We start from the raw sequence: 24,174 nt of genomic DNA, 5'->3' as shown, positions 1-24,174 counted from the left end.
ATAAAGAAGGTGCGAAAAGTAAAACCTATTCTGTAACCATCAAATCGACCGAACATAAGGAACATGAGGCATTTCAAAGTAGCGATAGTTTCAAAGAAAAATCGAAAGAACGTTATAAAATTGAAGCGAAAAATAGCGAACTCAAGCACAGACACGGGTATGATGTTGCATCGTCCTCGGGTCTTGTTGGCATGCAAATGCAAGGTGCCATGGCCATATTTACTGTTAATCTCAAGCGAATCATTACACTCATGAAAGACTCAAAGTAAAAGGATAGAGAAAAAGGCTATATTCCGTTCCAATGTGAACGAAATATAGCCTTTTTGATTTAAAATGAATCTTAACAAATTAAAATCGTAAGTTTTTCAGTGGCCTCGTGTAGCTGGAGGGACACCTTATATAATATAAATTATTGTTCAACTCAGACAGAACGAAAAAAAAGCATTGAACGTGAAAAAAGGCCATGATATAATCTATAGCACACTTGACATTTATATTGAATGTAAAGGGTGAATCATTATTTATCCTAATTTAATTTTACATCCGACATTCCGATTTGTCAATGCTCTTTTTTTGGTCCCAATAAATGGAAAAGGGAGTGGACTTATTCATGGATAAAACAAACGAATGGAAGTTGGAAGAGGAAAGACTAGTGCAGGTGAGGAACAAACTTCAGGCACGACTCGACGAGTTAGAACCGAAGGTTGCCGGACTGCATGAACAGGCTGCCGAAATTCGTAAACGGTTCTGGGAAGAAGTGACGATTAATACCGGTTCGTACACGGATTTTGAAGATGCATTCTATACCATTAATCAGCAGTCCAGAGTGTTGGCGGAGAGGGAGCGCGGGCACAAGCTGTTAACACAACAATGGAAAAATACAAAGAGACTGCTTCCAACGCCGTATTTTGGCCGTTTCGACTATAAGGAAAAAGGCATGACATTGACTGAACAGATCTACATCGGTGTATCATCCTTCATGGATGAAGATGGATTGAACTTTCTAATCTATGACTGGCGTACGCCAATTGCAAGTCTGTACTATGATCACTCTCCCGGGCCAGCAAGTTATGACACACCTTCAGGACGAATCGACGGAAAGATGGAGCTCAAGCGTCAATTCCAGATTCAACATGGGCAGCTTCATAGCATGTTTGATTCAACTGAGACGATTGGTGACGAACTGTTGCAGCAAGTGCTCGCCAAGGGTGCAGACTCACAAATGAAGAGCATTGTAGCAACAATCCAGAAAGAACAAAACGCCATTATCCGTGATGACCGAAGCCGAATGCTTATCGTTCAGGGGGCAGCTGGCAGTGGCAAGACGTCCGCTGCATTACAGCGAGTGGCCTACTTACTATACAAACACCGCCAGACCGTCAAAGCAGATCAGATTGTGCTTTTCTCGCCGAATCCGATGTTTACCAGTTATATCTCGACTGTGCTCCCGGAACTTGGGGAAGAGAATATGCAGCAGACGACTTTCCAGGAATATCTGAATTATTGGCTGGATTCCTCCATCCGACCAGAGGATGCCTTTGATCAGATTGAATATGTGCTGACAGCTCAGAATGATCCGGGATATGAAGCTCGTCTGGAGGCGATTAAGTACAAAGCTTCCGAGACATTCCTTGAAGTGCTCCAAAACTACGGTAAGTGGCTGGGGTGGGAGGGCATGCGGTTTAGCGGGATTCAATTTCGGGAACGTGAATTCATCACTGCGGACCAAATTAAGACTCAATTTTACAGTTTGGATCAAAATCTTATATTGTCCAACCGTATTCTTCTTGTGCAGGAATGGCTGCTGAGAGAACTCGTGACGCTGGAACGTCTGGAACGGGAAGCAGACTGGGTTCTGGAGGAGTTGAATTATCTGGACACGGATGAGTACGTGGAAGCTTTCCGCATGTTGCACAAAGAAAAGCCTGTGTTTGATGTAGCGGAAAAATATGCAGCACGAGATAACGGTAATGACAGCGCAGTGCAAGATGAGGGTGCCTTTAACTTTGCAGTGCGAGAAGAGGAGCTGCTTCGTCAGAAACTGGTGAAAGACATGTTTAAACCTTTAAGAAAGAGTGTGCGGAAATTCCAGTTCGTGGATGTGAAAGGTATATACGAACAACTATTTATAGATGAAGCCGCTTATCAGGAACAAACGAATGGGGCAATCCCCCCACAGCACTGGCCTGAGATTTGTAAACAGACCAAGGCCATGATCCTTCAGAACAAGCTGTTCCATGAGGATGCTACTCCGTATTTATATGTAAAAGAGATGATCGAAGGCGTACGGACGAACACAGAGATTCGTTATGTCTTTGTCGATGAAGGCCAGGATTATTCGGCGTTTCAATACGAATATCTCAAGAAACTGTTTCCTCGTGCCCGCATGACGGTGCTGGGGGATTTCGGGCAAGCCATCTTTATGCAGGCTACGGATTTGGCAGCATCCAACTCGCCACTGGTTCACCTTTACGGAGAAGGCGAAACTACTTTGATACGGCTCGTACGCAGTTATCGTTCAACCAAAGAGATTGTTGAATTCACGAGACAGATGTTACCAGGGGGAGAAGAGATTAGACCGTTTGAAAGGGGAGATCAGAAGCCTCTTTTAACAGGATTGAAGGACGAAAAGCTGCGTGGTGCGCAGATTCTCGCAGACATCGCCGCGCTTAAGGCGGAGGGGTTCGATTCCATCGCTGTGATTACGAAAACCGCGGCTGAAAGCCGTGACGCCTATGAAAGGTTGCAAAGTCAAGGCGGCGAAGGGTTGCAGCTCATAACAAAGGACACACAGATTTTCGAAAAAGGAATCATGGTTATTCCTGTGTATCTCGCCAAAGGCGTTGAGTTCGATGCTGTCCTGGTCTATGATGCTTCACCCGTTGCTTACAGCCAGGAATATGATCGCAAGCTTCTGTATACGGCCTGCACACGAGCCATGCACCGACTTCATCTATATACAGTGAGTGACTGGTCACCATTTGTGCAGGCGTTACCTGCGAATCTATATGACATAAGAACGTAATTCATATGTAAATCCGTTTTCAGTAAAGGACCAAAGAAAGATGTTCGGAGCCTTATTTCAAAGGTTATCGGGCATCTTCTTTTACTAAAGACATGAATCATAAAAGTTATTCTTTACTGATCGTTCCCGATGTGATAGATTGATATTGGGAGTTATGAGAATGATCATTCCCATAACAGCTCGAAAATGAATACATTCTCAATGAGAGGGAGTAATAATAAATGAATATTTCCAAACAAGTTGCTATTGTAAGTGGGGCTAATCGAGGGTTGGGTAAGGAACTTGCTCTTGAACTGCTGGCGAGGGGAACCAAAGTGTATGCTGGGGCGCGAAACCCTGAATCCATTGATCTGCCCGGGGCTATTCCACTGCAACTCGATATTACGGATCCACAATCTGTCATGGCTGCAGCTGAGGTAGCTAGTGATGTAACCCTTCTAATTAATAATGCCGGTTCCGCTACGGGTGCTTCTCTGCTCACGGGTGAGCTGAACGATATTCACTTGGAATTCAATACACATGTATTTGGTACGCTTTCAATGATTCGTGCGTTTGCACCGGTAATAGAGAAGAATGGGGGCGGTTCGATACTGAATATCCTGTCCGCTCTATCCTGGCTCAGCCTTGGTAACTCAGGTGCATATTCAGCTGCAAAATCCGCTCAGTGGGGAATTACGAATGCATTACGTCTGGAATTAGCCCCTAAGAACGTTAGCGTTGCCGGATTGCACGTGGCGTTCATGGATACGGATATGACGGCAGGTATCGACGCACCAAAAACGAGCCCAACGGATATTGCCAAAATTGCAATAGATTCCATTGAAGCGGATCTCTACGAAATTATTGCTGATGATACTAGTCGGAATGTACAACAGGGTCTTGCTGGTGGTGTTGCTGCCCTTTACCCGCAATTGTTTCAAAAATAAAGAGGCGTAGATGCATTTTCTCGCTATAAATAAAACAACCCCCACCAGTTATGGTGGGGGTTGATTACGTCATGAATACTCCAATTCTATGCCTTGAGAACCGTGAGAATATAAGGTTTAACCTTTAACTGCACCGGCAGTAAGGCCGCTGACAATATATTTTTGCCCGAATAGATACAGGATGAATACAGGCAGCGAAGTAAGCACAAGATTGGCGAAGATTAGGTTCCAGTCCCGGCTGTATTTGCCGTAGAAATTGTAGATCGATAGTGGCATCGTCCATGTGGAGCTGTCTGTCAGGAAGTACACCGGAATCGTGATGTCATTCCAGACGGACATGAACACCATGATCGCTACCGTTGCGTTAACGGGCAGGATGAGCGGTGTGACGATGCGGAAAAACACCCCGAACACACTTGCTCCTTCCAGAAATGCCACTTCGTCCAGCGCTCGTGGAATGGTTTTGATGAATCCACTATACAAGAATACACTAAAAGCTGTATTTAACGCGGCGTAGATCAGGATGACACTTGTGATGCTGCCGTAGAATCCCAATCCCTGTACAACCCGTATGGTCGTAATAATCGACATTGGCGCAATCAGTCCCATGAAGAAATACATGTAGATCGTGCCGGATAGTTTGGTTTCCCGACGTGCCAGAATGAATGCCGCTGCCGAAGAGGCAACGATATTAATGATGGAAGATACGCCAGTAATCAAAATGCTGTTGAAGAACGCTCGCGACAGTCCGCCTTCCTGGAAGACACGAACATAGTTCGAGAACTGCCATGTTTCCGGAAAACTCAGGGAGAAGCTAAGCACTTCGGCACTGGTTTTGAATGAACCAAAGATCAGAATGACAAGCGGCAACAGAACGATAAGAGAGGCCAGAATCAGGAAACCTTCCACGATATAGTTGCGGATGGCGAGTTTGCGTGTATAGCCCATGTTATTCCGTAACCTCCTTACGCCGCATGAAGATCAATAGCGGTATAGCAATAATGGTAACGACCACGAAGAGAAGTGTGTTGACCGCGGTACCAAGTCCCCAGTTGCCTTCGCCGAAAGATCGCAGAATGATCGTACCTACGACCTGGGAAGCGTTACCCGGGCCACCACCGGTCATGACATATACTTCGGAGAATACTTTGAGTCCACCGATCAATGTCAGCATCAGGTTAATGTTAATCGCGGGCAGCAAGAGTGGAAGTGTGATTTTGAAAAAACTTCTCCACGAACTTGCGCCATCAATCTTGGCTGCCTCATAATACTCTTGAGAAATGGACTGCAGGCCCGCCAGATAGATGGCCATCTGGAACCCGGCACTCTGCCAGATCGAGACGATGGCAATCGTCCAGATCACAATCGATGGGTTGGTCAGCCAAGCTTGGCTTAACGAATGTAACCCAACAGATTCCAATAAATTGTTAATTGTACCTTCGGTACGCAACATGGGAGTGAACAGGATGCTGATCACAAGGATGCTGAGAATGGAAGGGGAGTAGAAGATCGCGCGTAGCAGGTTCTTTGTTCTTAGTCGCATGTTAAGTCCTACGGCCAGCAATAGACCGATGACATTTTTGCCAACGACGGTGACGATTGCAAATATTGCCGTGTTTTTCAGCGCCAGAATAAGCGTTTTGTCTGAGAAAATTTTCTTGAAATTATCCCACCCGATGAACTTCAGCTCCAGCCGATCCAGCCGCCAATCCGTGAATGAATAATAGAAAGCGGCGAGAGCAGGCACAACAAAAAAGATGGAGTAGATAATCAGTGCGGGAAATATCATGTAATACGAGTACAGATTTTTAGTCCTTTTCATGTCTCACACTCCGTTATAACTAGGCAGCATAACGATCGATCCTGTTATGCTGCCTTATATTTCACTTTTTAGAAACCTTCTACGCCTTTATCCTGCATCAACTGACTGAACTTCTCATCCCAGGATTTCAGTACTTCTTCTGGTGACAATCCACCCGCGAATTGATCCTGTAACAATCGATACAGTTCGCTGCGATCAACCAGCATGTGTGCATCCGTTGTCAGCACGGTTTTCTTCGGCGTAATATAGTTGTCTACAATATCCTGCTTGTAAGCCGGCAATTCTGGTGTGGTGACGTCACTGAAATTGGATACGTACCCTTTGGAGTCCACGATCTGTTGTGCAACTTCCTTGGAGGCGATGTAGTCCAAGAATTGTTTAGCTTCTTCCAAATGTTTGGATTTCTTCGGAATGAACAGTTGTCCGCCGAGTGGACTTGCACCCAGACTGGCATTGTCTGACGATGGAATCGGGAATACGCCCAGTTCCATATTTGGATCTTGCTCGGCCACGCCTTCAATTAACCAATCGCCCATAAACATCATGGCAACTTCCTTGTTCAGGAATTTACCTACGGCCATGTCATAGCTGTCGCTAAGCACATCCGTGTTGGTGTAACCTTTAGTGTAAATCTCATATTGTTGTTCCAGGAATGTTTTGAATTCCGGGATATCAGACCATTTTTTCTTGTTGCTGTTCAAGTCATCAAAAAACGTCGGTTCATTTTTGGCTACAAAATCGGCAAAAGCTGCAGCAGGCCAGATGTTGGCAGCCCAGGCATCTTTGTAAGGCATGAATACAGGTGTAATGCCACTCGCTTTGATTTTTTCACAGATCGCCAGGAATTCTTCGTAGTTGGTTGGAATCGACAACCCGAGTTCTTCAAAGATTTGTTTGTTATATACGACCCCTTGCATCCCTGTATCTTGGCTGACATGGAAGCTGTAGAGATGGCCACCAGAAGAGAGGACGTCTTTGTTCATAATTCTGCTCGCCCAAGGCTCGTTATCCAGAATCTCGAAGTTACGTTCAAGGTTCAGGTCCGTGACTGCGCTCGCCAGATTGTACTGAATAATATCAGGCGTTTCATCTACAGCCAGTTTGGTTTGCAGTACAGTTGTTGTTTGTTCCGCTGGAATCAGCTGCAAATTGACACGAATGTTTGTTTGTTTTTCGAATGCATCGAGAATGTCCTGCTGGATAAAGGCAGAGTCCTGAGAACTTTTAGAGATTGCCAGCTCCAATGTGACTTTGCCACTCTTGCTGTCCCCGCCAGCAGCTGTGCCGGAATCCGTACCTACTGATCCACAAGCGGTTAACGAGACCGTTAATAAACTGGCCAGAATAATAGAAAACGCCTTTTTTCTTTTTATTGTTTTCAATGCAAATCCCCCTCTAAAACGTTTAGTGAATCCGTTTACAATTCCGATTATAGATTCTTTTCTGGGCCCGGTACATGTCTGTGCTTGAACGTTGATGTGTAAAATCCTGAACTTGAAATCGCTATTATTTCATGAAATACCGTGATAGAGTAGACATGAATATAAGGGATTTCACATCATGTCAGAACAGGAGGGCATCTCTGAGAATGGCAAAGCTCATACATAAAGCAACTCAATTCAGTTTGCAGACAAAGGTGTTTTTGACGTTTCTGGCTCTGCTTTTGTTCGTGCTGGGCTGTTTTATCGTTTATGTGAATGTGATCGTTGTCCGCCCGCTCAAACTGAAAACGGAGCAGGATACGCTCGTTACAGCTACGAAGGTAAGAGAGCAAGTTGATCTCTACGTAGAACAACAGAACCAGATGTCACAGCGAATATTATCCAGCAAAAATATATTTGCAGCCATGGACAAGAGCTCCTCAGCGCATAGTAATTATGAAAGGCTGAAACAGATTCGGATCATCAAAGACATTATGTTTCAGGCCATCGGGCCGAGTATGAATATTAAGGACATGTCCATCTACGACAATCACGGGGTTCTCCTGACATCATATTTGGGTTCGGGCAATCCTCCCGCAATCCTGAACACCATGATGGAGAGTAGTCAGGTCGGACGAGATTGGACGGAAAGTGGTTTTGTTCTGCTGCGTCAAGACGATACAATCTCCTTTGTGCGCACGATCAATGATCAGAACGGCAAGGTGTACGGTTATCTTAGCATCCAGATGGAACAGGCCTATATACAGAACCTAACGGAGGGCATCACCGCTGGAGATGTCTATATTCTGAATGAACAAGGGGAGCAGATGACGGGCTCGGAAGCGGGTGTGACATTTACCAACTGGACAAAGCCTTCATCAGACGAGGGACTGGATGTGGACAAAAACGACAATTATATCACGCATTCCACTTCACCCAGTACAGGTTGGATCACGTATATCATAACGCCCAAAAAATCTGTTCTAGGCTCGATTCATTCGGTTCAGACGATGTCCATTCTGCTGATTACAGCACTGATGCTGGTTTCGTTTGTGTATATCTTCTTGTCGACACGTAACCTGCTGCTGCCTATCCGCAAGCTACGCGGTCAGATCTGGCGCATGAACTACAGCAATATGAATCTGAAAGTGGATGAAACGCCGAAGAATAACGATCTCTTATTGCTAAATGAAGCCTTTCAGGATCTGATGGAGAGGCTGCAGCAATCCATTGACCGGGAAAAATCGGCGCTTCATGAAGAAGTAAAGGCGCGTAATTCGGCGCTGCAAGCCCAGATTGCACCGCATTTTATTCATAATGTTCTATACCTGATCAGTATTGCCGCCCAAGAGGGGAAGACCAAAGTTGTATCGGATATGTGCAAACATCTTTCGGACAGTCTGCGTTATATTGTCTCTTCACCATACGCGCATGTGACTTTGGCTGAGGAGCTTCAACATACGAGACATTATCTGTCCCTTGTACAACAAAAGTACGAAGAGGATCTGGAGTGGGACATCCATGCAGACGAGCTGGCGAACGATATCCGATTGCCGCGGTTGGTCATTCAGCCGTTTGTGGAAAACTGCATTGAACATGCCTTTGCCAACACCACGCCGCCTTGGCGTATCCAGATTACCGTGAAACAATATAACGGATTATGGGCTTTGGAGATCAAAGATAACGGAGAAGGCTTTCCACCGGATAAGATCCAGGAGATTTTAGCCAATATTCAGGCATCGGGTTCCGGAATGAACCAGACTGCCGATCGTGCCACAGCCCTTGGTAACATGGGGATCATCAACAGTGTCAATCGACTCAAACTAATGTATAACAACCGGCTTTTTATTAATATATTTAACAACCATGCGGAAGAGCAACATGGAGCAACGATTCAAATCATCGGCTCACTGACGAAGGATTTTTACTAACTAGGAGGCATAGGCGATGTATAACGTTATGATCGTTGAGGATAGCAAACCGATATTACGTAATATTAAAATGCTCTTGGAAACGCTGAGCTTCCCGATTCGTGTAACGGCTACGGCAACAAATGGAGAGGAAGCCTTGGCGGCGATAAAGCAGTCACCGATTGATCTGCTGTTGACCGATATACGAATGCCGAAAATGGACGGACTGTCCCTGATTGAGCAAGCCAAAATTGCCAACCCGGATCTGAAGGTCATCTTGATTAGCGGTTACAGCGATTTTGAATACACAAGAAAAGCATTGAACCTGCAAGTGTTTGACTATTTGTTAAAACCCGTCGAGCGAGAGGCGATTGAAGAAGTCATGGGTCGGGTAATTGACCAACTTGATCAACAGATGTCCAAGGAACTGCTGGATTTGCAGGAAATCATTCATCCCCAATGTGAGACTACGTCGAAACAGGGGGAGCATTTTCCGCCTTTATTCAGCCAGATGATGATCATTATGAGCAGACAGCCTTTTACCGCAGGGCATGAACGTTGGGTGCAGGTGGAACTTGAGGGTTTAGTGCAGGATTTTTTTGCATTCCATCCTTGTCGTGTTTACACCAGTCAAACTTCATATCAATTTATCGCTTTTGTCAACAAGAGTGCACTTGAGGTGTACTCTTCCGTACATGAATGTCTTGAATCGATGCGACGGCATTTGGTTGCGCATGACATCGATGCAATCATTGGAGGACAACTTCTATTCGCTGAGTCTGGTAATCTGCCGGAGCTCTATCACCGAATGTCGTCCATTTTGTCTGAGCAGCAACGGTTGAAACAAGGAATAGTGTTGGATACCGGGAATCCGGTGTCGATGGCCAGATCTGAGACAGGCTGTCTGGATCCGCTGCAGGAATCAGCTTTTGTACAGATGATACAGGCTCGGCAGAAAGAACGGTTTGCTTTTAAGTTATCCGAATTGCTGAATCGATGGGCAGAGGAAAATGTACATATGACCGAGGTGGAGCGGTTTATTGGATTGATTGTAGACACGTTTGCTCATCTGTACGAGGAACAGGGGTCGGGCATGAGATTGGGTCTGGAGCTTCGGTCAAGACAATTCGCCCAGGCACAGTCCTATGCCGATTTTTGCCGGGAACTGGCGGAATGGACGGGACAGTGCTTCGATATGCTGCAATCCCACGTTCGAAAAAGCAAGGCGATCCTGTTTGAACAGATTGACGATTACGTAAAACTAAATAAATACTCTCAATTATCTATCAACGACATTGCCATGAAGTTTCACGTTAGCCCGTCGTACGTCAGCAGAGTGATCAAAAATGCAACACAAATTACGTTTGTCCAGTATTACACCCGGCTTCGCATTCAGGAGGCCTGCAGACTGATGGAAAGTCAACCCGACATGAAGTTTAAGGAGGTTTCCGATTTACTTTCATTTAGCGACCAGCACTATTTCTCGAAGGTGTTCAAAGAGTATACGGGGCTAAGTCCTACGGATTATAAACAACAGATGTCTGGTATAAAGACCCAATCATAGTTAACAAACCCTTTTTAATTATGTTATAATACTAAACAAATACGGCTTGTTACTGAATTCATTCAGGCAATACCTATGTATATACATGCTCAAAGCTTCTTTGGGTGTGCATATATATGGGTTTTTTTGCGTTTACTGGCCGATTAGTTCTACCAAAAATGAATAAAGAGAGGAAGATTGAACTTGAAAAAGGAAAGTGAAAAAAGGTCATTTTATAAGAAAGGAGGAGCCGTTTTACGATTAATGAGCACTCGACTCATTGCAGCTTTCCTTGCGGTACTTATTATCCCGACTGCACTTATCGGTTATTTCTCATATGATAGTGCCAAAGATCAGGTACAACAAAAAATGACAGATCCCCTCAATACAATATTAACGATGACAGGACAGCATATTAACAATCTGGTGGGGGAAAAAGCAGCATTATTGAGTTATATCGACAGTATGTATGGTTCCGCTCCCAGTCAGGCGAACAACGAAGCGGTACAAGTAGGAATCGACCAATTAGCTGATACATATCCTGATATTCTTGCCATAACCGTAGGCAACGACCAAGGCAGTAATATATCTTCTCCAGCAATTGAGGATGCAACATATGATCCACGCAGCACAGATTGGTATTCTAATGGTGAAAGTAAGAATGGATCACTCTATTTTTCGAGTATTATGAAAGATCCGGTATCCGGGAAGATTTATGTAGAGATTTCAAAAGCTCTGTCAAATGAACAAGGTGTAGCAAGTATTAAACTTGATCTGGAGCCATTAGCAAAAGCGTTATCATATGTTGATGTAGGAGGCAATGGAAGTCTGATTGTGGTTGACTCCAATCGAACGATTGCGGCTTGGTCCGGTGCGATTGCAAAAGGTGGAGGAGGAGAGCTCGGCGGAGCACTTATTGAGGGGATTCCAGTCCATCCTAATACGGCTTCAAGTTCCGATGAACCGATGGCATTTTCCCAATTTGTTAGAACGGATCTGGCGTATGATCTGGAGGTATATAACGGTGTTAATGCTTTGACGGGTTGGAATGTCATTGCTTTGATGGGCCATGAAGATTTTATCGCCGCAGCGAAACCCATCATGATATCGAGTCTAACGGTCATTGTTATATCTGTATTGATTGCCGGTGTAATTATTTTCTTCATTCTGAGATCTTTTATTGTACCTATGCAAAAACTGCGAAAGGCCACCCGCAGCGTAAGCGAAGGGAATCTGTCTGAACGGGTTAATCTGAAAACCGAAAACGAATTTGGTATACTGGCAAATGATTTTGACCAAATGACCATCTCCCTTCAATCGGTGGTTGCTGAACTTCACCAGACGTCATCGTTGTTGAGCCACTCTTCCCAGATGATTCAGGAAAGTACAGAACAAACCACCCAATCGGTTCAACATGTGGCTGAAACCATGCAACAGACTGCGGAATCAGCTATCGTTGGGGCGGAGAATTCGGAACAAACCGCGAATGCCGTAGAAGAGATGGCGAGAGGCATCAGTACAATTGCAGAATCTGCGAGTGCGATTGTGGATTCGGCTGAAGAGACGGAGCGCGCTGTTGCTAATGGTGGGAAAACGATAAACCAGGTCGGAGAACAAATGGAACATATTCTCGGAGCTGTTGAAGAAACCTCGGCATTGATTAATGAGCTGTCCAGTCTCTCCGCCGAAGCCAATCGAATGAATGAAGCGATTGCGGATATCTCTCGGCAAACCAATCTTCTATCACTGAATGCCTCTATTGAAGCATCAAGAGCAGGAGAACACGGCAAAGGTTTTGCTGTCGTTGCAGGCGAGGTACGAACGTTATCGATGCAATCCAAACAAAGTGCGGACGAGATTGGCGCTACCATTGGTAAAATGCTTGATCTGATTGCCAAATCCACGTCTCTTATGAATGATAAAGTTCGTAATCAAGTTGGTGAAGGAATACGGATCAGCCAAGAGGCTTCAGTAACCATATCGAACATTGAACAGTATACAACGCATATCGTGGATCAAATTCAGGATATTTCCGCTGTCTCAGAACAGTTGTCAGCCAGTACGGAAGAAGTCTCGGCTACCGTTGCCGCGATGAGTCATATCTCTAAAGTGTCGGCTGATAGTGCTCAGACAACTTCAGCAGCAGCCCAAGAACAAATGGCGGCGATGCAGGAGATATCGGCATCATCTGCACAGCTATCCAAAACAGCTGAGAACATGCAAGAATTGGTTCGCCGGTTTAAGCTCTAGAGTAGAAGTAAGTAAATGTGTAAAGAAATATGTAAAGAAATATGCAAAGAGATATGTAAAGCACCAGGCGCTCCCCCAATGGAGCGCCTTTTTGCATGTAGTAAGATTAGTAAGAATGTGACACCTTATCCCCGAACATATCCTTTTGATTCTTTTTTCGGAAACTTCGTGGTGATTCACCAACCGTTTTGGTAAATAAAATCGTAAAGTAATTGGGGTTATCATAACCGACCAGTTTAGCGATCTCCCATATTTTTTTGTTGGTTGAGACTAATAATCGGGTGGCTTCACCCATTCTTCGTTGAATCAGGTAATGATAAGGAGAAGTGCCATAGTGATTTTTATACATATGAATTAAGTAATAAAAATCGATATGAAATTGATCTGCCAATTCTTTGAGTTTAATGTTCTGCCGATAGTTGGTATCCAAATAGTCTTTAATGCTCTCAGCAAGGGTATTGCTCTCAACGATCTCCCCACTAGGAAACTGTTGACGGGACTGCCGATCGATGATCAGAAGTATTGCTTTCAGGACATGTCCAGAGATCGACTCGTATCCATGTTCCCGGATTGAAAATTCATTGAAGAGAGTCTGCATTAACGAATGGAGCTCATCGGAATATCGGTTGGCTCGAATGATCGGATTGTTAGAGGGAGGGATGACCCAATCCTCAAGGGTCTGGGTGCCTTCTGCAAAACGAAAGCCGCAATAAAAGGTGGATAACGGGAATTCAGGATTGGACTTCTCCTCGTGAAGAGTACCCTTGTTATAAATGAGCATGTCCCCTTTTTGAGCCCAGTGTTTGGTACCGTCAATGGTGAACAATCCTTTGCCTTCAGTTACGTAGATAATCTCATGCAGATCGTCATGTTTATGCGTCGGAAGGCTCCAATGGGGATTGTCGGCCAGTTTTCCTACATAAATAATGGTGCAATCTCGATTTGGATGCCGTTGGCCGAATTCGTGGTGTGTATTCATCTATGTCTTCCCTTCAGAATCTGTAATGAAAGTCTGTGTTGAAATGACAACATATATAATGTTTTGCAATAAAACCACAACAACCTTGATTGTCGCCATGGTATATCTGACAGTACAATTTCACTATCCAAAATGTACTATATATCGAAAGTGAAGGGATGGGAAAGCAGAAAATACATGAATTAATGATCGTAGACAGAATTGAAGCGCTTGCAACAATAGAAAGGATTAGTGAGTATTGATTTATGACTAGAAATAGAGAGAACCTACTTATTTTAACGCTTACGCTTGTTAGCTTTGTACTGGGAACAACCGAGTATGTTATCGTGGGTGTGTTGAAGGAAATTGAAAGTTACATGAAAGTATCACTTGCTGCCGCGGGTATGCTTGTCTCCGGTTTTGCGATTGCATACGCAGTGGGTACACCATTTGCTGTGGCTTTCTTGGCCAAAATATCCAGAAGAAGTTCCATATTGATCGGATTTGCAATCGTGTTAGCATTAAATCTATTGACCGTGTTCTCAACAACGTTCTCTTCTCTGATGGCCATTCGCATCGTGTCGGCCGTTGCTTGTGGACTTACGATATCACTTTCGATCTCGATCGTAAGCGACGCAGTGAACCGGGAGCGAAGAGGGGAAGCTATCGCCTGGATTCTGGGCGGATTTTCAATCGCTAATGTGCTAGGTGTTCCGCTCGGTACATTTATCGGACAACATCTGAGCTGGTCCATGACGTTTGTTGTTACGGCATGCATAGGTGTTGTGCCGCTGGTGTTCATGTTCCGTATTCTGCCACGCCAAACAACAACGATTGCAGGTTCGTTCAGTGATCAGATGTCTCTCTTTTTAAAACCACGGATATTGCTGGCCTGTCTGATCCCTGTACTGGGAAACAGCTGTATTTTCGTCGTTTTTACGTACATTACGCCACTCCTGAGTGAGACGATGGGTGTGCCAGTACAATGGATTAGTGCCATACTCCTGATCTATGGCGCCTGTAGCATACTGAGTAACTGGATTGGTGCCAAAATAGCCAGGGGTGACTTCCTGCCCAAGCTCAAGCGGCTTTTCGTCATCCAAGCCATCCTGTTCCTTGGCATGAGTTTTACCGTTTCTAATGTGTGGCTCGGCTTGGCATTTCTATTCCTGATTGGATGTCTGTCATCCTCCATGAGCGCGGCATCCCAGTTATATTTGTTTGATGTGTCAGGATCGATCGCGCCGGGTTCCAAAGCATTTGCATCTACACTCCTGCCTGTGGCGGCCAATGTAGGTATAGCGCTAGGCTCTGGTGTCGGGGGAATTGCCGTTAATATGGGTGGTCTCCAGTGGGTGCCTCCAGTTGCTGTGATGCTTGCCTTGCTGGCTTTTGTCGTTACCCTGATATGCCAGCGTTCCATCCAAGTGAATTCAGACGAAGCAACCACTGTAAAAGCAGCTTGATGAGATGCTGTCTAAACTAAACGGATGAATGCATATATATGGTATATGAACTACAAACAAAGTCGCTGTTATGCGGCTTTGTTTGTTTTTTTAGTTTTCCAGCATTCCGGATGAAACGGGTTCGTAGATGATAGAGGTAGGATAATGCAATAATTCAGTGAATTTATATATGAAGAGATCTGATAAAATGAATGAAAAGATTGGAGGTAATGCCATGAAAAAGCCCATGATCGGTGTACTGCCTTTATATGATACTGACAAAAAAAGTTACTGGATGCTTCCAGATTATATGAACGCCATAGAAGGAGCAGACGGGATTCCAATTATGCTACCTTTGACAACGGATATCGAGATCATAGCAACGCTGGCTAATCAGTTCGACGGGTTCCTGTTCACCGGGGGACATGATCTCAATCCTGAGCTGTATCATGAGCATGCAGAGGTTACCTGCGGAGAGTTGTGTATTGAACGCGATATGATGGAGTCGATATTATTACAAAAGGTAATTGAGCTTGATAAACCTGCCTTTGGCATATGCCGTGGACTACAACTATTTAACGTTATGTTGGGTGGAACGTTATATCAAGACATTCCGACTAGTCTTCAGCTTCATGTGAACAAGTTCGTTAACCATAAGCAAAGTCCGCCGTATACGAATCTTGTACATGATGTACATATTGAGGAAAATAATTTGCTTCGTGATATCTTGCAAACCGATACGATAAAAGTGAACAGCTACCACCATCAGGGAATCAAAATGTTATCGGATAAGTTAACTGCTGTGGCCGTCGCTGAAGATGGACTCGTTGAATCCGTGGTCATGCCAAACCGCTCGTTTGTTTTGGCTGTGCAGTGGCATCCAGAGTACAGCTATAAAGTAGATGACTACAGTCAGAAGTTATTTGCGGCGTTTGTTAATGCTGCTAAATCCCCACGCTATACTATCCATATTGAAGACATCACCGCATAAAATGTGAAAAAGAAAAAAGACCTCCTGTTTATAAAAACAGAGGAGGTCTTTGTATTGGTGAATCTAGTCGTAATAGTAATCATGGTATCACCATTCTATTGGCAGGATTATTTTAATCCAGACTTCGTGTTGGCATGCTCTGCAGCATTCAGGGAAGCAATCAGCTTCTCGCCTTCAACATCCAGGTTTGGTAGAATGCGATCCAGCCATTTTGGAAGTGCCCAAGCTTTGTCTCCGAAAATAGCCATGATGGCAGGGACCAAGCCCATACGGATGATAAAAGCATCAATCAGAATGCCTACCGCCAAAGTGAAACCAATCTGCTTGATCATGACATCGTCAGTGAATATAAATCCTGCAAATACAGAGACCATAATCACTGCTGCGGCAACAACCACGCGACTTACCTGATTGTACCCATGAACAACGGATTCGGTCCCGCGATGACCATGCACATAGGATTCCCGCATGGAGCTCACAAGGAAGACTTGATAGTCCATCGCCAGGCCATACAGGATACCTGTTACGATGATCGGCATAAAGCTCAGCAACGGGCCGCCGGTATCGAAACCAAAGAGCGAATGCAGCCAGCCCCATTGGAATACAGCAGTGGTGATCCCGAATGTAGCCAGGATACTAAGCAGGAAGCCAATTGTTGCTTTGATGGGAACGATAATCGAACGGAATACGAGTAACAGGATGATCAGCGAGAGCAGGATGATGATGCCTACATAAATAGGGAACACCTGCGCCAGTTTGGCTGACATATCGATGTTAACAGCTGTGAGTCCAGTAACTCCGAGTTTCACATCATAGGTCTGTGCGATGCTGGAATCAGCCGCGCGTAGATCAGTGACCAGTGTTTTAGTGAGATTATCGTTAGGACCCGTTTTTGGAATGAGACTAAAGATAGCCAAATCTTCTGTCATCCCAAGCGGTGTAACCTGTGCAACGTTGTTTTGACCTTGAAGCTCCATCACCAGACCACCCAAGAGTTCCGGTGTAACTTTTGCGGAAGACTGATTAGGCTCTGCGACCAGAATAAGGGGTCCGTTGAATCCATCTCCGAAACCTTCGGAGATGGCATCGTAGCTTTGTCTTGCAGTTGTATCCAGATTCGCTGAGGAAGCGCCGGGGATACCCATTTCCATTTTCGCGATAGGTGTCGCGGCAAAACCAAGAATGACGATGATGGCGATAATGGTAGCCCAACGATTTTTGATAACGAATTTCACCCATCTGTTCGCGACTCCGTGGTTAGTGGCTTTAGGATGTTTCGTGCTTTTCTCACGAGCTTTGGCGGAACAGATGCGTTCTCCTACCAATCCCAGTAAAGCCGGCAACAGGGTTAAAGCAACAAATACGTTGATGAGCACGGTGGCAGCTGCGACTAAAGCCATCGTAGACAAGAATGTAAGACCGATGACAAGCATACCGCACAGTGCAATAATGACGGTTAATCCGGCAAAAAATACTGCGCTGCCCGATGTACCAATGGCTCTGGCCGTTGCTTCTTTTGCGCTCAAGCCTTGATCAATGATCATTCGACGTTGGCGATTAACAATGAAGAGCGCATAGTCGATTCCAACAGCCAATCCAACCATGAGAGCTAGAACGGAAGTGACACTAGGCATTTCAATGAATTTGGAGATGGAGAACGCACCACCAACTCCAATGGCAACTCCGAGGAGTGCAGTGATCAGAGGCAGACCTGCTGCAACAACGGAGCCAAGTGTGATCAGCAATACAATGATAGCAATGACCAGTCCGACAATTTCTGCCGAGCCGACTCCAATCGATACCGTTTTGAGCGTTTCGCCCGGCAACACCTTAATATTGGTTCCTTGCTCTACCGTCATAACGGACTGAATAACGGAATCAAATACATCCTGTGTTATGGCAGACTGTTCAATTGTAAATTGGAACTGGAACAGTGCAATGCTGCCGTCCGAAGAGATCAGCATTCCAGGTACAGGAACACCATCCACCATCAAAGGTCCATAGGGAGGAGGCGTGGTTGTTGCGGATTGCGCCATATCAGTAGCCTGAGCATTCTGAGCCATCTCCGCCTGAGCACCCGAATTACCCGCTTCAGCTGCATAGTCCGCAGGGTTAATGACTTTGTCTAATCCGTAAACTTCATTAACACCTTTCATCATGGCCGCCAAACGTTCAGGCGTATCCAAACGCTCGTTGTCTGGAGCTTTGAAGACAACACTTCCTTGACCGCCGGAGGCGGCAGGCAGTTCTTTTGCCAATTGATCCAGAACCTTCTGTGACTCTGTGCCTTCAATCTTCATTTCGGAACTGATGTGAATACCATTGATGCTGATCATGGAGATGACAATTCCCAGAATTAAAACCCAGCCAATGATGAAATAGGCAGGTTTGCTAAAAGCGGTTTTCCCCACTCTGTATAATAATGTAGACATTTCTCTATTTTACACTCCTCTATGATGAATGTGGATGGTTGGCATGTTCAAATCCTGCCCGTAAATGATTAAACGTGGTTTCCAAAAATTGATCGAATGTTAAAACACCGGGCTTGGTATCTTCAGTAATGACTTGTCCGGGCAGTAACACATTGAGTCTTCCATCAATTAATGGCAGTATTGTTCCATATAGTGCGTTGATCAAAAGATAAGTATAGATCTCGTCATACTTCCCGTTAGATAAGTCTAATAAGGTATCTTGTGCCTGCGTCTGCATCCGGTGCATGGCTCCAAGGTAATGCGGTTCAAGCACGGGATAGGTCTGGGATAGCGATAGTAGCTGATGAAGTCTTCCTATTAGTTCTGTTGTAAGCTGCATCTTGATCAGGTTATACAGTACGTCAAGCAAGGAGACGTTGTCGGGCAATTCGGTAAGTAACTCTTCGAGTTCCGTTGTATTCTGAACGGATATTGCGCCTCTGGCTACTGCCTCTTCCTTACATGTGAAGTAGTTTGCAAATGTTCTGCGGGAACAACCCACCTGATGCACGATATCTTCGACCGTAAAGCCATCAAGCCCATGTTCAAGGGTAAGTTCAAATGCAGCACTAGCAAGTGCTTTTTCAGTTGCTTCTTTCTTCAAATGTCGCAAGTTTTGTTTGATCATTATTCTCCGCTTATGCGTTCACCTCCAACACCAATGACTATGGTTTAATTCTTTTAAGAAGAGCACACTTACTTAATATGCACTTTGTGAGGTTTATCATAACAAACAAGTTGCCCATTGTGCAAATTTACTCATTGTGCAATTATTTTATATGACAGCTATACTGCGAATCAATGCTTCAACTCCTGAGGAATGAATGTTAAAATCAATAGAAAAACTTGGGGCGATAACGAGATATGAGTAGTCGTAAACAAAGTTTATTGGAAACAGCACTTGCACTATTTTTAGAGCACAGCTATGCAAATACAACAATCCAGATGATCTTGGATCAATCGGGTGTATCCAAAGGCACATTCTACAAATTCTTCAGTTCCAAAGAAGACTGTTTATATTCTATTATTGATCAGCGTATGCAAGAGGATGTTTTCATTCGTAAAGAGCTTGAACAAAATCACTATACATCGGATTATGACCTGCTCGTAGATCAGATTGCGATTCCTATGTCTGTACCTAATAAAGAGCGAGTATGGGAATTATATTGGACGGGTTTTTATTCCGGGGAGATCAACTCAGCCAAACTGGCTACAGTTCACCTAAAATGGCTGTCCACACGCTTGATTCAGGTTTACGGGAACGATATTAGCTTATATGCCAACGAAGGGGCCATATTGTGCTACGGCATATTACATCAGATTGCCAACACATCAAGAAGTCTAAATACGCAAAAACCGGTATGGAGCGAAGTGGTTCCCAAAGTATTAACGTACATTGAAGTGATCCTAAGAACAATGCATCAGAGAAATGAACATATTTTCGACTTTCAGTCTCTCTATTTCCTGAATGCCGATGAGCGTAACCATGATATGGGTCTGGACATCGATAATATATTGATCGAATTTGATGAGTTCAACAACCGTGTACAAAAATCCAAGGAATCTGCATCATTCAAGCAACTTTCGAAGGGGCTCTTAGCGCTATTACAAGATCAAGAGGATTTAAATATTCCTGTAATCGAAGTGGTGCTTCAAGCGTTTCACAAAGAGTACAAATCCAGTGCGTTTCAATCTGAAGCCAATAGACTGACTGAAGCCTGTTGGTGGTATTTGGAACTAGTGAAGCAACGTAATTAATATGGGGGTTGGCTCGTAGCCGACCTCTTTTTTTGCTTTTTTATGTCTGTGGTTATTATTAATGTACTATTAGTATATTAATTATTTGTTGTTATAACAGTTGTTTTTACTGTTCAAACTATTAGATTTGAAATTAAATATACGAGTAGTATATAATCGGAATGAACATATATTTCCATAGATTTGAATAACTTCACTTCGAAAGGAAGATTTATATGAATAACTCGAATAACCAGACATCAGAAAAAGTAGAATTTAATTTGTTTAGCGAAGAAAATAGTAAAGATCCATTTGCCATGTTTGCACAGATGCGTGCCAAAGGTTCCGTTGTCCCTATTCCTAATCCAATGGGTGGAGCAGGGCAAACCTGGATTGTAACTCGGATGGACGTCGCCATGGAAGTGCTGAAAGATCACTCTCGATTTACGGTAGATATGAACTCTATTGATAGTGGCAATGATATTCGAAAGAATCTCTCAGGTGAGCTTGGTTCATCGGAACCCCAGACCTTTTTTACTGGAAAGTCGATGCTCTTTGTTGATGAACCGGATCACCGAAGACTGCGTAGCCTGGTTTCCAAAGCGTTCACGCCAAGATATATGGAAAGCCTGCGTCCACGCGTCCAGGAAATTGCCGATGAGTTGATTGACCAATTCGAAGGAAAAGGAGAGATGGATCTTGTAAAAGACTATGCCTATCCTTTCCCAATCAACGTTATTTCCGAGATGTTGGGTATACCTCAGGAAGACCGACCTCAGATCCATGTATGGTCTGAAGCCATTGCCAAAGGTCTTGGTTTTGGTAAACAGGACCCTGCCGTAGCGCAGCACTTGCGATCATTCGCAGAGTACACCTCACAACTTGTGGCGAACAAACGAGTAGAACCTTCAGATGACCTCATCAGTCAATTGATTGCGATTGAGGAAGAGGGGGATCGACTGAATGAAGATGAATTAATATCCATGATCACGTTATTGATATTTGCCGGACATGAGACAACTTCCAATCTGATTGCAACTGGTTCTTATCTTCTTCTGACCCATCCCGAACAACTGGAACAACTGAAACAAGATCTGAACCTGGTTCCTTCTGCGGTGGAGGAGTTGTTGCGATATAACGGACCCGCGACTTCCTCAGGTCCTCGTTATGCAACACAGGACACGGAGCTGGATGGACAATTGATTCAAAAGGGAGATGTTGTGATTCCCCTTCTGAAATCAGCGAATCGGGACGAGCAGCAGTTCACTGACCCCGAAGAGTTGGATATCGAACGCAAAATAAAACGGCATTTGGCCTTTGGACACGGAATTCATATGTGTCTTGGCGCTCCGCTTGCTCGTGTAGAAGGGGACGTGGCGTTTACTACGCTTTTACGTCGGCTACCGGATATTCAGCTCAGTATTCCTCAGGAAGAGATTCATTGGCACTCTGCTTTGTCATCACAGGGATTGGCAGCATTGCCCGTAAAATTTTAATAGATACACTTAGTGTGACCCATTGGAGTATGACGAATTATCGTCATACTCTTTATTTGTATAGATGATAGAATGGAATGAACAAGAAACATATTAATGGATTGAACACTGCTTAATGTAAAAGATAAAGTGGGATACATAATTTTTGTGGTGGAGGTAAACCTTATGAATAAAGATGAACAATTCATGCATAAAGCCATTGAGATTGCTCTGCAAGCTCGCAAAGAAGGAAACGAACCATTCGGCTCATGATCAATTAGCGGAAATTGCTGGCGGCAACATCATGATCTCGTGTGAAGAAGTATTCGACAAAAGTCCTCAAAAGCCTGAAGTAACAGGGAAATTACTTAACACAGAAGGCTTAAAAGTTTTCGAAGGATATCAATTTCATTCCAATGCGTAATCAGATCAAAAAATTAATTTTAAATTATTGCTTGATTTTTTTTTCGACGTCTGATAGTGTAAGACCTGTGATTTTGGGAAGTTAATTTATCAATATGAATTAGAGCTTTCCAGCAGATAATTTTGACCACTTCACCAGGAAGTTAAGGCCATACGGACAGCCGGGTCAAACGCCGATTGGCAACTTATGTTGCTTTATTGATTGAGTTCAAAGCTCAAATTTTATAAGTTGGTTACTTTACAACCAGTGCAATTGCACATCAACTTGTGAAACGGTCAATAAGAGTGGTAAAGGCGAATTATTTGCTATATAGACTCTGATCCAATATTGATATACATGAAGAAGCTTTCCGCCAAAGGAGTTCTTGTGAACTTTTTTGGTCATGGAGACTTCACGTCTTTTTTATGATGTATATCGATAAGCAAGTGTGATGATGCGCGATTGCGAGCATTTTTCACCTTGCTTTTTTTGTTGTCTTGTTGTCACCGTATTAAACCAATTTAAAAAAAATACATATTGGGATAGGAGAATGTAAAATGGGAAAAGCACTAATCATCGGCGCCGGCGGCGTTGCTTCCGTGGCAGTACACAAATGCGTTCAAAACAGCGAAGTTTTTGAGGAAATCTGCATCGCGAGTCGTACAAAATCCAAATGTGATGAACTCAAAGCCAAGCTGGACGGCGGAAAAACAAAAATTACAACAGCACAAGTTGATGCTGACAATGTTGACGAACTGATCGCTCTGATCAACGAAGTTAAACCGGATATCGTTATGAACCTCGCTTTGCCGTATCAAGATCTGACAATCATGGATGCTTGTCTTGCAACTAAAACAAATTACATGGACACAGCTAACTATGAGCCACATGATACAGCGAAGTTTGAATACAGCTGGCAATGGGATTACAAAGAGCGTTTTGAACAAGCAGGCATCACTGCATTGCTCGGTAGTGGATTTGACCCAGGTGTGACTGGCGTATTCTCCGCTTATGCCCTGAAGCACTACTTTGACGAAATTGAGTACATCGACATTCTGGACTGCAATGGCGGCGACCATGGCTATCCGTTCGCAACCAACTTCAACCCTGAGATCAACATTCGCGAAGTATCTGCGAACGGAAAATATTGGGAAAATGGTGAATGGATCGAAACGAAGCCGATGGAAATCAAACGTGTCTACGACTTCAAAGAAGTTGGCGAGAAAGACATGTACCTGTTGTATCATGAGGAACTGGAATCTTTGGCAAAAAACATGCCAGGTCTGAAACGTATCCGTTTCTTCATGACATTTGGCCAAAGCTACCTGACTCACTTGAAAGCTCTTGAAAATGTAGGCATGACTTCAATCGAGCCTATTGAATATGAAGGTAAACAAATTATTCCACTGCAATTCCTGAAAGCAGTACTGCCTGATCCAGCATCCCTTGGACCACGTACTGTAGGTAAAACAAACATCGGTTGTATTTTCAAAGGTAAAAAAGACGGCAAAGACAAAACATATTATGTTTACAATATCTGTGATCACCAAGAGTGTTATAAAGAAGTGGGTTCCCAAGCGATCTCTTACACAACAGGCGTTCCAGCAATGATCGGTGCAGCAATGGTCATGACAGGCAAATGGAACAAACCAGGCGTATATAATGTAGAAGAGTTCAACCCAGATCCATTCATGGAAGAGTTGAACAAATGGGGTCTCCCATGGGTAGAAGACTTCAACCCGGTACTCGTTGATGAGCTGCCAGAAGAAGTTAAAGAATCGGAGCTTGTTCGCTAAA

General features: G+C 44.1%; 17 protein-coding genes. 11 read left to right on the top strand and 6 right to left on the bottom strand.

Annotation, left to right across the window (positions count from 1 at the left end):
* From C170_RS26660 to C170_RS26650, 3 genes are all read left to right on the top strand, one after another.
* Nucleotides 1-269: transposase (locus C170_RS26660; protein ID WP_036616041.1), on the top strand; the 269-nt coding region annotated here is incomplete at its 5' end.
* Nucleotides 270-610: 341 nt separating this feature from the next.
* Nucleotides 611-3,025 carry an RNA polymerase recycling motor HelD gene (gene helD / locus C170_RS26655; protein ID WP_036616039.1) on the top strand — a complete coding sequence of 805 codons (2,415 nt, stop codon included), beginning with the start codon at nt 611-613 and terminating at the stop codon, nt 3,023-3,025.
* A gap of 221 nt (nt 3,026-3,246) precedes the next feature.
* A complete protein-coding gene (locus tag C170_RS26650) occupies nt 3,247-3,951 on the top strand; it encodes an SDR family oxidoreductase (RefSeq protein WP_036616036.1) in 705 nt (234 codons plus the stop codon).
* Between the two features lie 117 nt (nt 3,952-4,068).
* Here C170_RS26650 and C170_RS26645 read toward each other — a convergent pair whose 3' ends face one another.
* The 3 genes from C170_RS26645 to C170_RS26635 form a co-directional block, all read right to left on the bottom strand.
* Complete coding sequence (locus tag C170_RS26645) at nt 4,069-4,899, bottom strand: carbohydrate ABC transporter permease (protein WP_017688542.1); 831 nt, start codon at nt 4,897-4,899, stop codon at nt 4,069-4,071.
* A gap of 1 nt (nt 4,900) precedes the next feature.
* Nucleotides 4,901-5,773, bottom strand: a complete 873-nt coding sequence (locus C170_RS26640) for a carbohydrate ABC transporter permease (protein ID WP_036616033.1) — start codon at nt 5,771-5,773, stop codon at nt 4,901-4,903.
* A 68-nt stretch (nt 5,774-5,841) separates the two neighbouring features.
* A complete protein-coding gene (locus tag C170_RS26635) occupies nt 5,842-7,155 on the bottom strand; it encodes an ABC transporter substrate-binding protein (protein ID WP_036616030.1) in 1,314 nt (437 codons plus the stop codon).
* 206 nt (nt 7,156-7,361) lie between these two features.
* Between C170_RS26635 and C170_RS26630 the strand changes: the two genes are divergently transcribed.
* The 3 genes from C170_RS26630 (at nt 7,362) to C170_RS26620 (ending at nt 12,897) form a co-directional block, all read left to right on the top strand.
* On the top strand, nt 7,362-9,125 hold the full coding sequence (locus C170_RS26630; RefSeq protein WP_036616028.1) for a sensor histidine kinase: 1,764 nt from the start codon (nt 7,362-7,364) through the stop codon (nt 9,123-9,125).
* Nucleotides 9,126-9,141: 16 nt separating this feature from the next.
* Nucleotides 9,142-10,668, top strand: coding sequence for a response regulator (locus tag C170_RS26625; protein WP_036616026.1), 1,527 nt, complete (start codon nt 9,142-9,144; stop codon nt 10,666-10,668).
* Between the two features lie 243 nt (nt 10,669-10,911).
* Complete coding sequence (locus C170_RS26620) at nt 10,912-12,897, top strand: methyl-accepting chemotaxis protein (RefSeq protein ID WP_051447407.1); 1,986 nt, start codon at nt 10,912-10,914, stop codon at nt 12,895-12,897.
* Between the two features lie 106 nt (nt 12,898-13,003).
* Here C170_RS26620 and C170_RS26615 read toward each other — a convergent pair whose 3' ends face one another.
* The gene (locus C170_RS26615; protein WP_036616022.1) at nt 13,004-13,876 is read right to left on the bottom strand and encodes an AraC family transcriptional regulator; all 873 of its coding nucleotides are present in this window, start codon (nt 13,874-13,876) and stop codon (nt 13,004-13,006) included.
* Nucleotides 13,877-14,121: 245 nt separating this feature from the next.
* On the opposite strand from C170_RS26615, the gene C170_RS26610 reads away from it, so the two are divergent.
* Together C170_RS26610 and C170_RS26605 are read left to right on the top strand one after the other, a co-directional pair.
* Entirely contained in the window at nt 14,122-15,321 is a 1,200-nt protein-coding gene (locus C170_RS26610; RefSeq protein WP_036616020.1) for an MFS transporter, read from the top strand.
* A gap of 214 nt (nt 15,322-15,535) precedes the next feature.
* Nucleotides 15,536-16,291 carry a gamma-glutamyl-gamma-aminobutyrate hydrolase family protein gene (locus C170_RS26605; RefSeq protein ID WP_051447416.1) on the top strand — a complete coding sequence of 252 codons (756 nt, stop codon included), beginning with the start codon at nt 15,536-15,538 and terminating at the stop codon, nt 16,289-16,291.
* Between the two features lie 107 nt (nt 16,292-16,398).
* On the opposite strand, the gene C170_RS26600 is transcribed toward C170_RS26605, so the two are convergent.
* Nucleotides 16,399-18,723: an MMPL family transporter gene (locus C170_RS26600; RefSeq protein ID WP_036616018.1), complete on the bottom strand. Its 2,325-nt coding sequence runs from the start codon at nt 18,721-18,723 to the stop codon at nt 16,399-16,401.
* Nucleotides 18,724-18,742: 19 nt separating this feature from the next.
* Complete coding sequence (locus tag C170_RS26595) at nt 18,743-19,390, bottom strand: TetR/AcrR family transcriptional regulator (protein ID WP_036616016.1); 648 nt, start codon at nt 19,388-19,390, stop codon at nt 18,743-18,745.
* A gap of 236 nt (nt 19,391-19,626) precedes the next feature.
* On the opposite strand from C170_RS26595, the gene C170_RS26590 reads away from it, so the two are divergent.
* The 3 genes from C170_RS26590 (at nt 19,627) to C170_RS26580 (ending at nt 24,173) form a co-directional block, all read left to right on the top strand.
* A complete protein-coding gene (locus C170_RS26590; RefSeq protein ID WP_036616015.1) occupies nt 19,627-20,520 on the top strand; it encodes a TetR/AcrR family transcriptional regulator in 894 nt (297 codons plus the stop codon).
* A gap of 215 nt (nt 20,521-20,735) precedes the next feature.
* Complete coding sequence (locus C170_RS26585; RefSeq protein ID WP_036616012.1) at nt 20,736-21,995, top strand: cytochrome P450 family protein; 1,260 nt, start codon at nt 20,736-20,738, stop codon at nt 21,993-21,995.
* Between the two features lie 939 nt (nt 21,996-22,934).
* The gene (locus C170_RS26580; protein WP_036616010.1) at nt 22,935-24,173 is read left to right on the top strand and encodes a saccharopine dehydrogenase family protein; all 1,239 of its coding nucleotides are present in this window, start codon (nt 22,935-22,937) and stop codon (nt 24,171-24,173) included.
* The last annotated feature ends 1 nt before the right edge of the window (nt 24,174 follow it).

Origin of the sequence: Paenibacillus sp. FSL H7-689 (assembly GCF_000517905.1) — a bacterium.
Classification (GTDB): domain Bacteria; phylum Bacillota; class Bacilli; order Paenibacillales; family Paenibacillaceae; genus Paenibacillus; species Paenibacillus amylolyticus.
The sequence above is the reverse complement of the archived record's forward strand: the minus strand, read 5'-3'. Positions and strand labels throughout refer to the sequence as shown.

What these genes read in the sequence shown, in the direction of transcription:
- C170_RS26595 (WP_036616016.1), bottom strand. Translation starts at nt 19,390, where the DNA reads ATGATCAAACAAAACTTGCGACATTTGAAGAAAGAAGCAACTGAAAAA.
- C170_RS26585 (WP_036616012.1), top strand. Translation starts at nt 20,736, where the DNA reads ATGAATAACTCGAATAACCAGACATCAGAAAAAGTAGAATTTAATTTG.
- C170_RS26630 (WP_036616028.1), top strand. Translation starts at nt 7,362, where the DNA reads ATGGCAAAGCTCATACATAAAGCAACTCAATTCAGTTTGCAGACAAAG.
- C170_RS26645 (WP_017688542.1), bottom strand. Translation starts at nt 4,899, where the DNA reads ATGGGCTATACACGCAAACTCGCCATCCGCAACTATATCGTGGAAGGT.
- C170_RS26580 (WP_036616010.1), top strand. Translation starts at nt 22,935, where the DNA reads ATGGGAAAAGCACTAATCATCGGCGCCGGCGGCGTTGCTTCCGTGGCA.
- helD (WP_036616039.1), top strand. Translation starts at nt 611, where the DNA reads ATGGATAAAACAAACGAATGGAAGTTGGAAGAGGAAAGACTAGTGCAG.
- C170_RS26605 (WP_051447416.1), top strand. Translation starts at nt 15,536, where the DNA reads ATGAAAAAGCCCATGATCGGTGTACTGCCTTTATATGATACTGACAAA.
- C170_RS26590 (WP_036616015.1), top strand. Translation starts at nt 19,627, where the DNA reads ATGAGTAGTCGTAAACAAAGTTTATTGGAAACAGCACTTGCACTATTT.
- C170_RS26625 (WP_036616026.1), top strand. Translation starts at nt 9,142, where the DNA reads ATGTATAACGTTATGATCGTTGAGGATAGCAAACCGATATTACGTAAT.
- C170_RS26650 (WP_036616036.1), top strand. Translation starts at nt 3,247, where the DNA reads ATGAATATTTCCAAACAAGTTGCTATTGTAAGTGGGGCTAATCGAGGG.
- C170_RS26640 (WP_036616033.1), bottom strand. Translation starts at nt 5,773, where the DNA reads ATGAAAAGGACTAAAAATCTGTACTCGTATTACATGATATTTCCCGCA.
- C170_RS26600 (WP_036616018.1), bottom strand. Translation starts at nt 18,723, where the DNA reads ATGTCTACATTATTATACAGAGTGGGGAAAACCGCTTTTAGCAAACCT.
- C170_RS26610 (WP_036616020.1), top strand. Translation starts at nt 14,122, where the DNA reads ATGACTAGAAATAGAGAGAACCTACTTATTTTAACGCTTACGCTTGTT.
- C170_RS26615 (WP_036616022.1), bottom strand. Translation starts at nt 13,876, where the DNA reads ATGAATACACACCACGAATTCGGCCAACGGCATCCAAATCGAGATTGC.
- C170_RS26620 (WP_051447407.1), top strand. Translation starts at nt 10,912, where the DNA reads ATGAGCACTCGACTCATTGCAGCTTTCCTTGCGGTACTTATTATCCCG.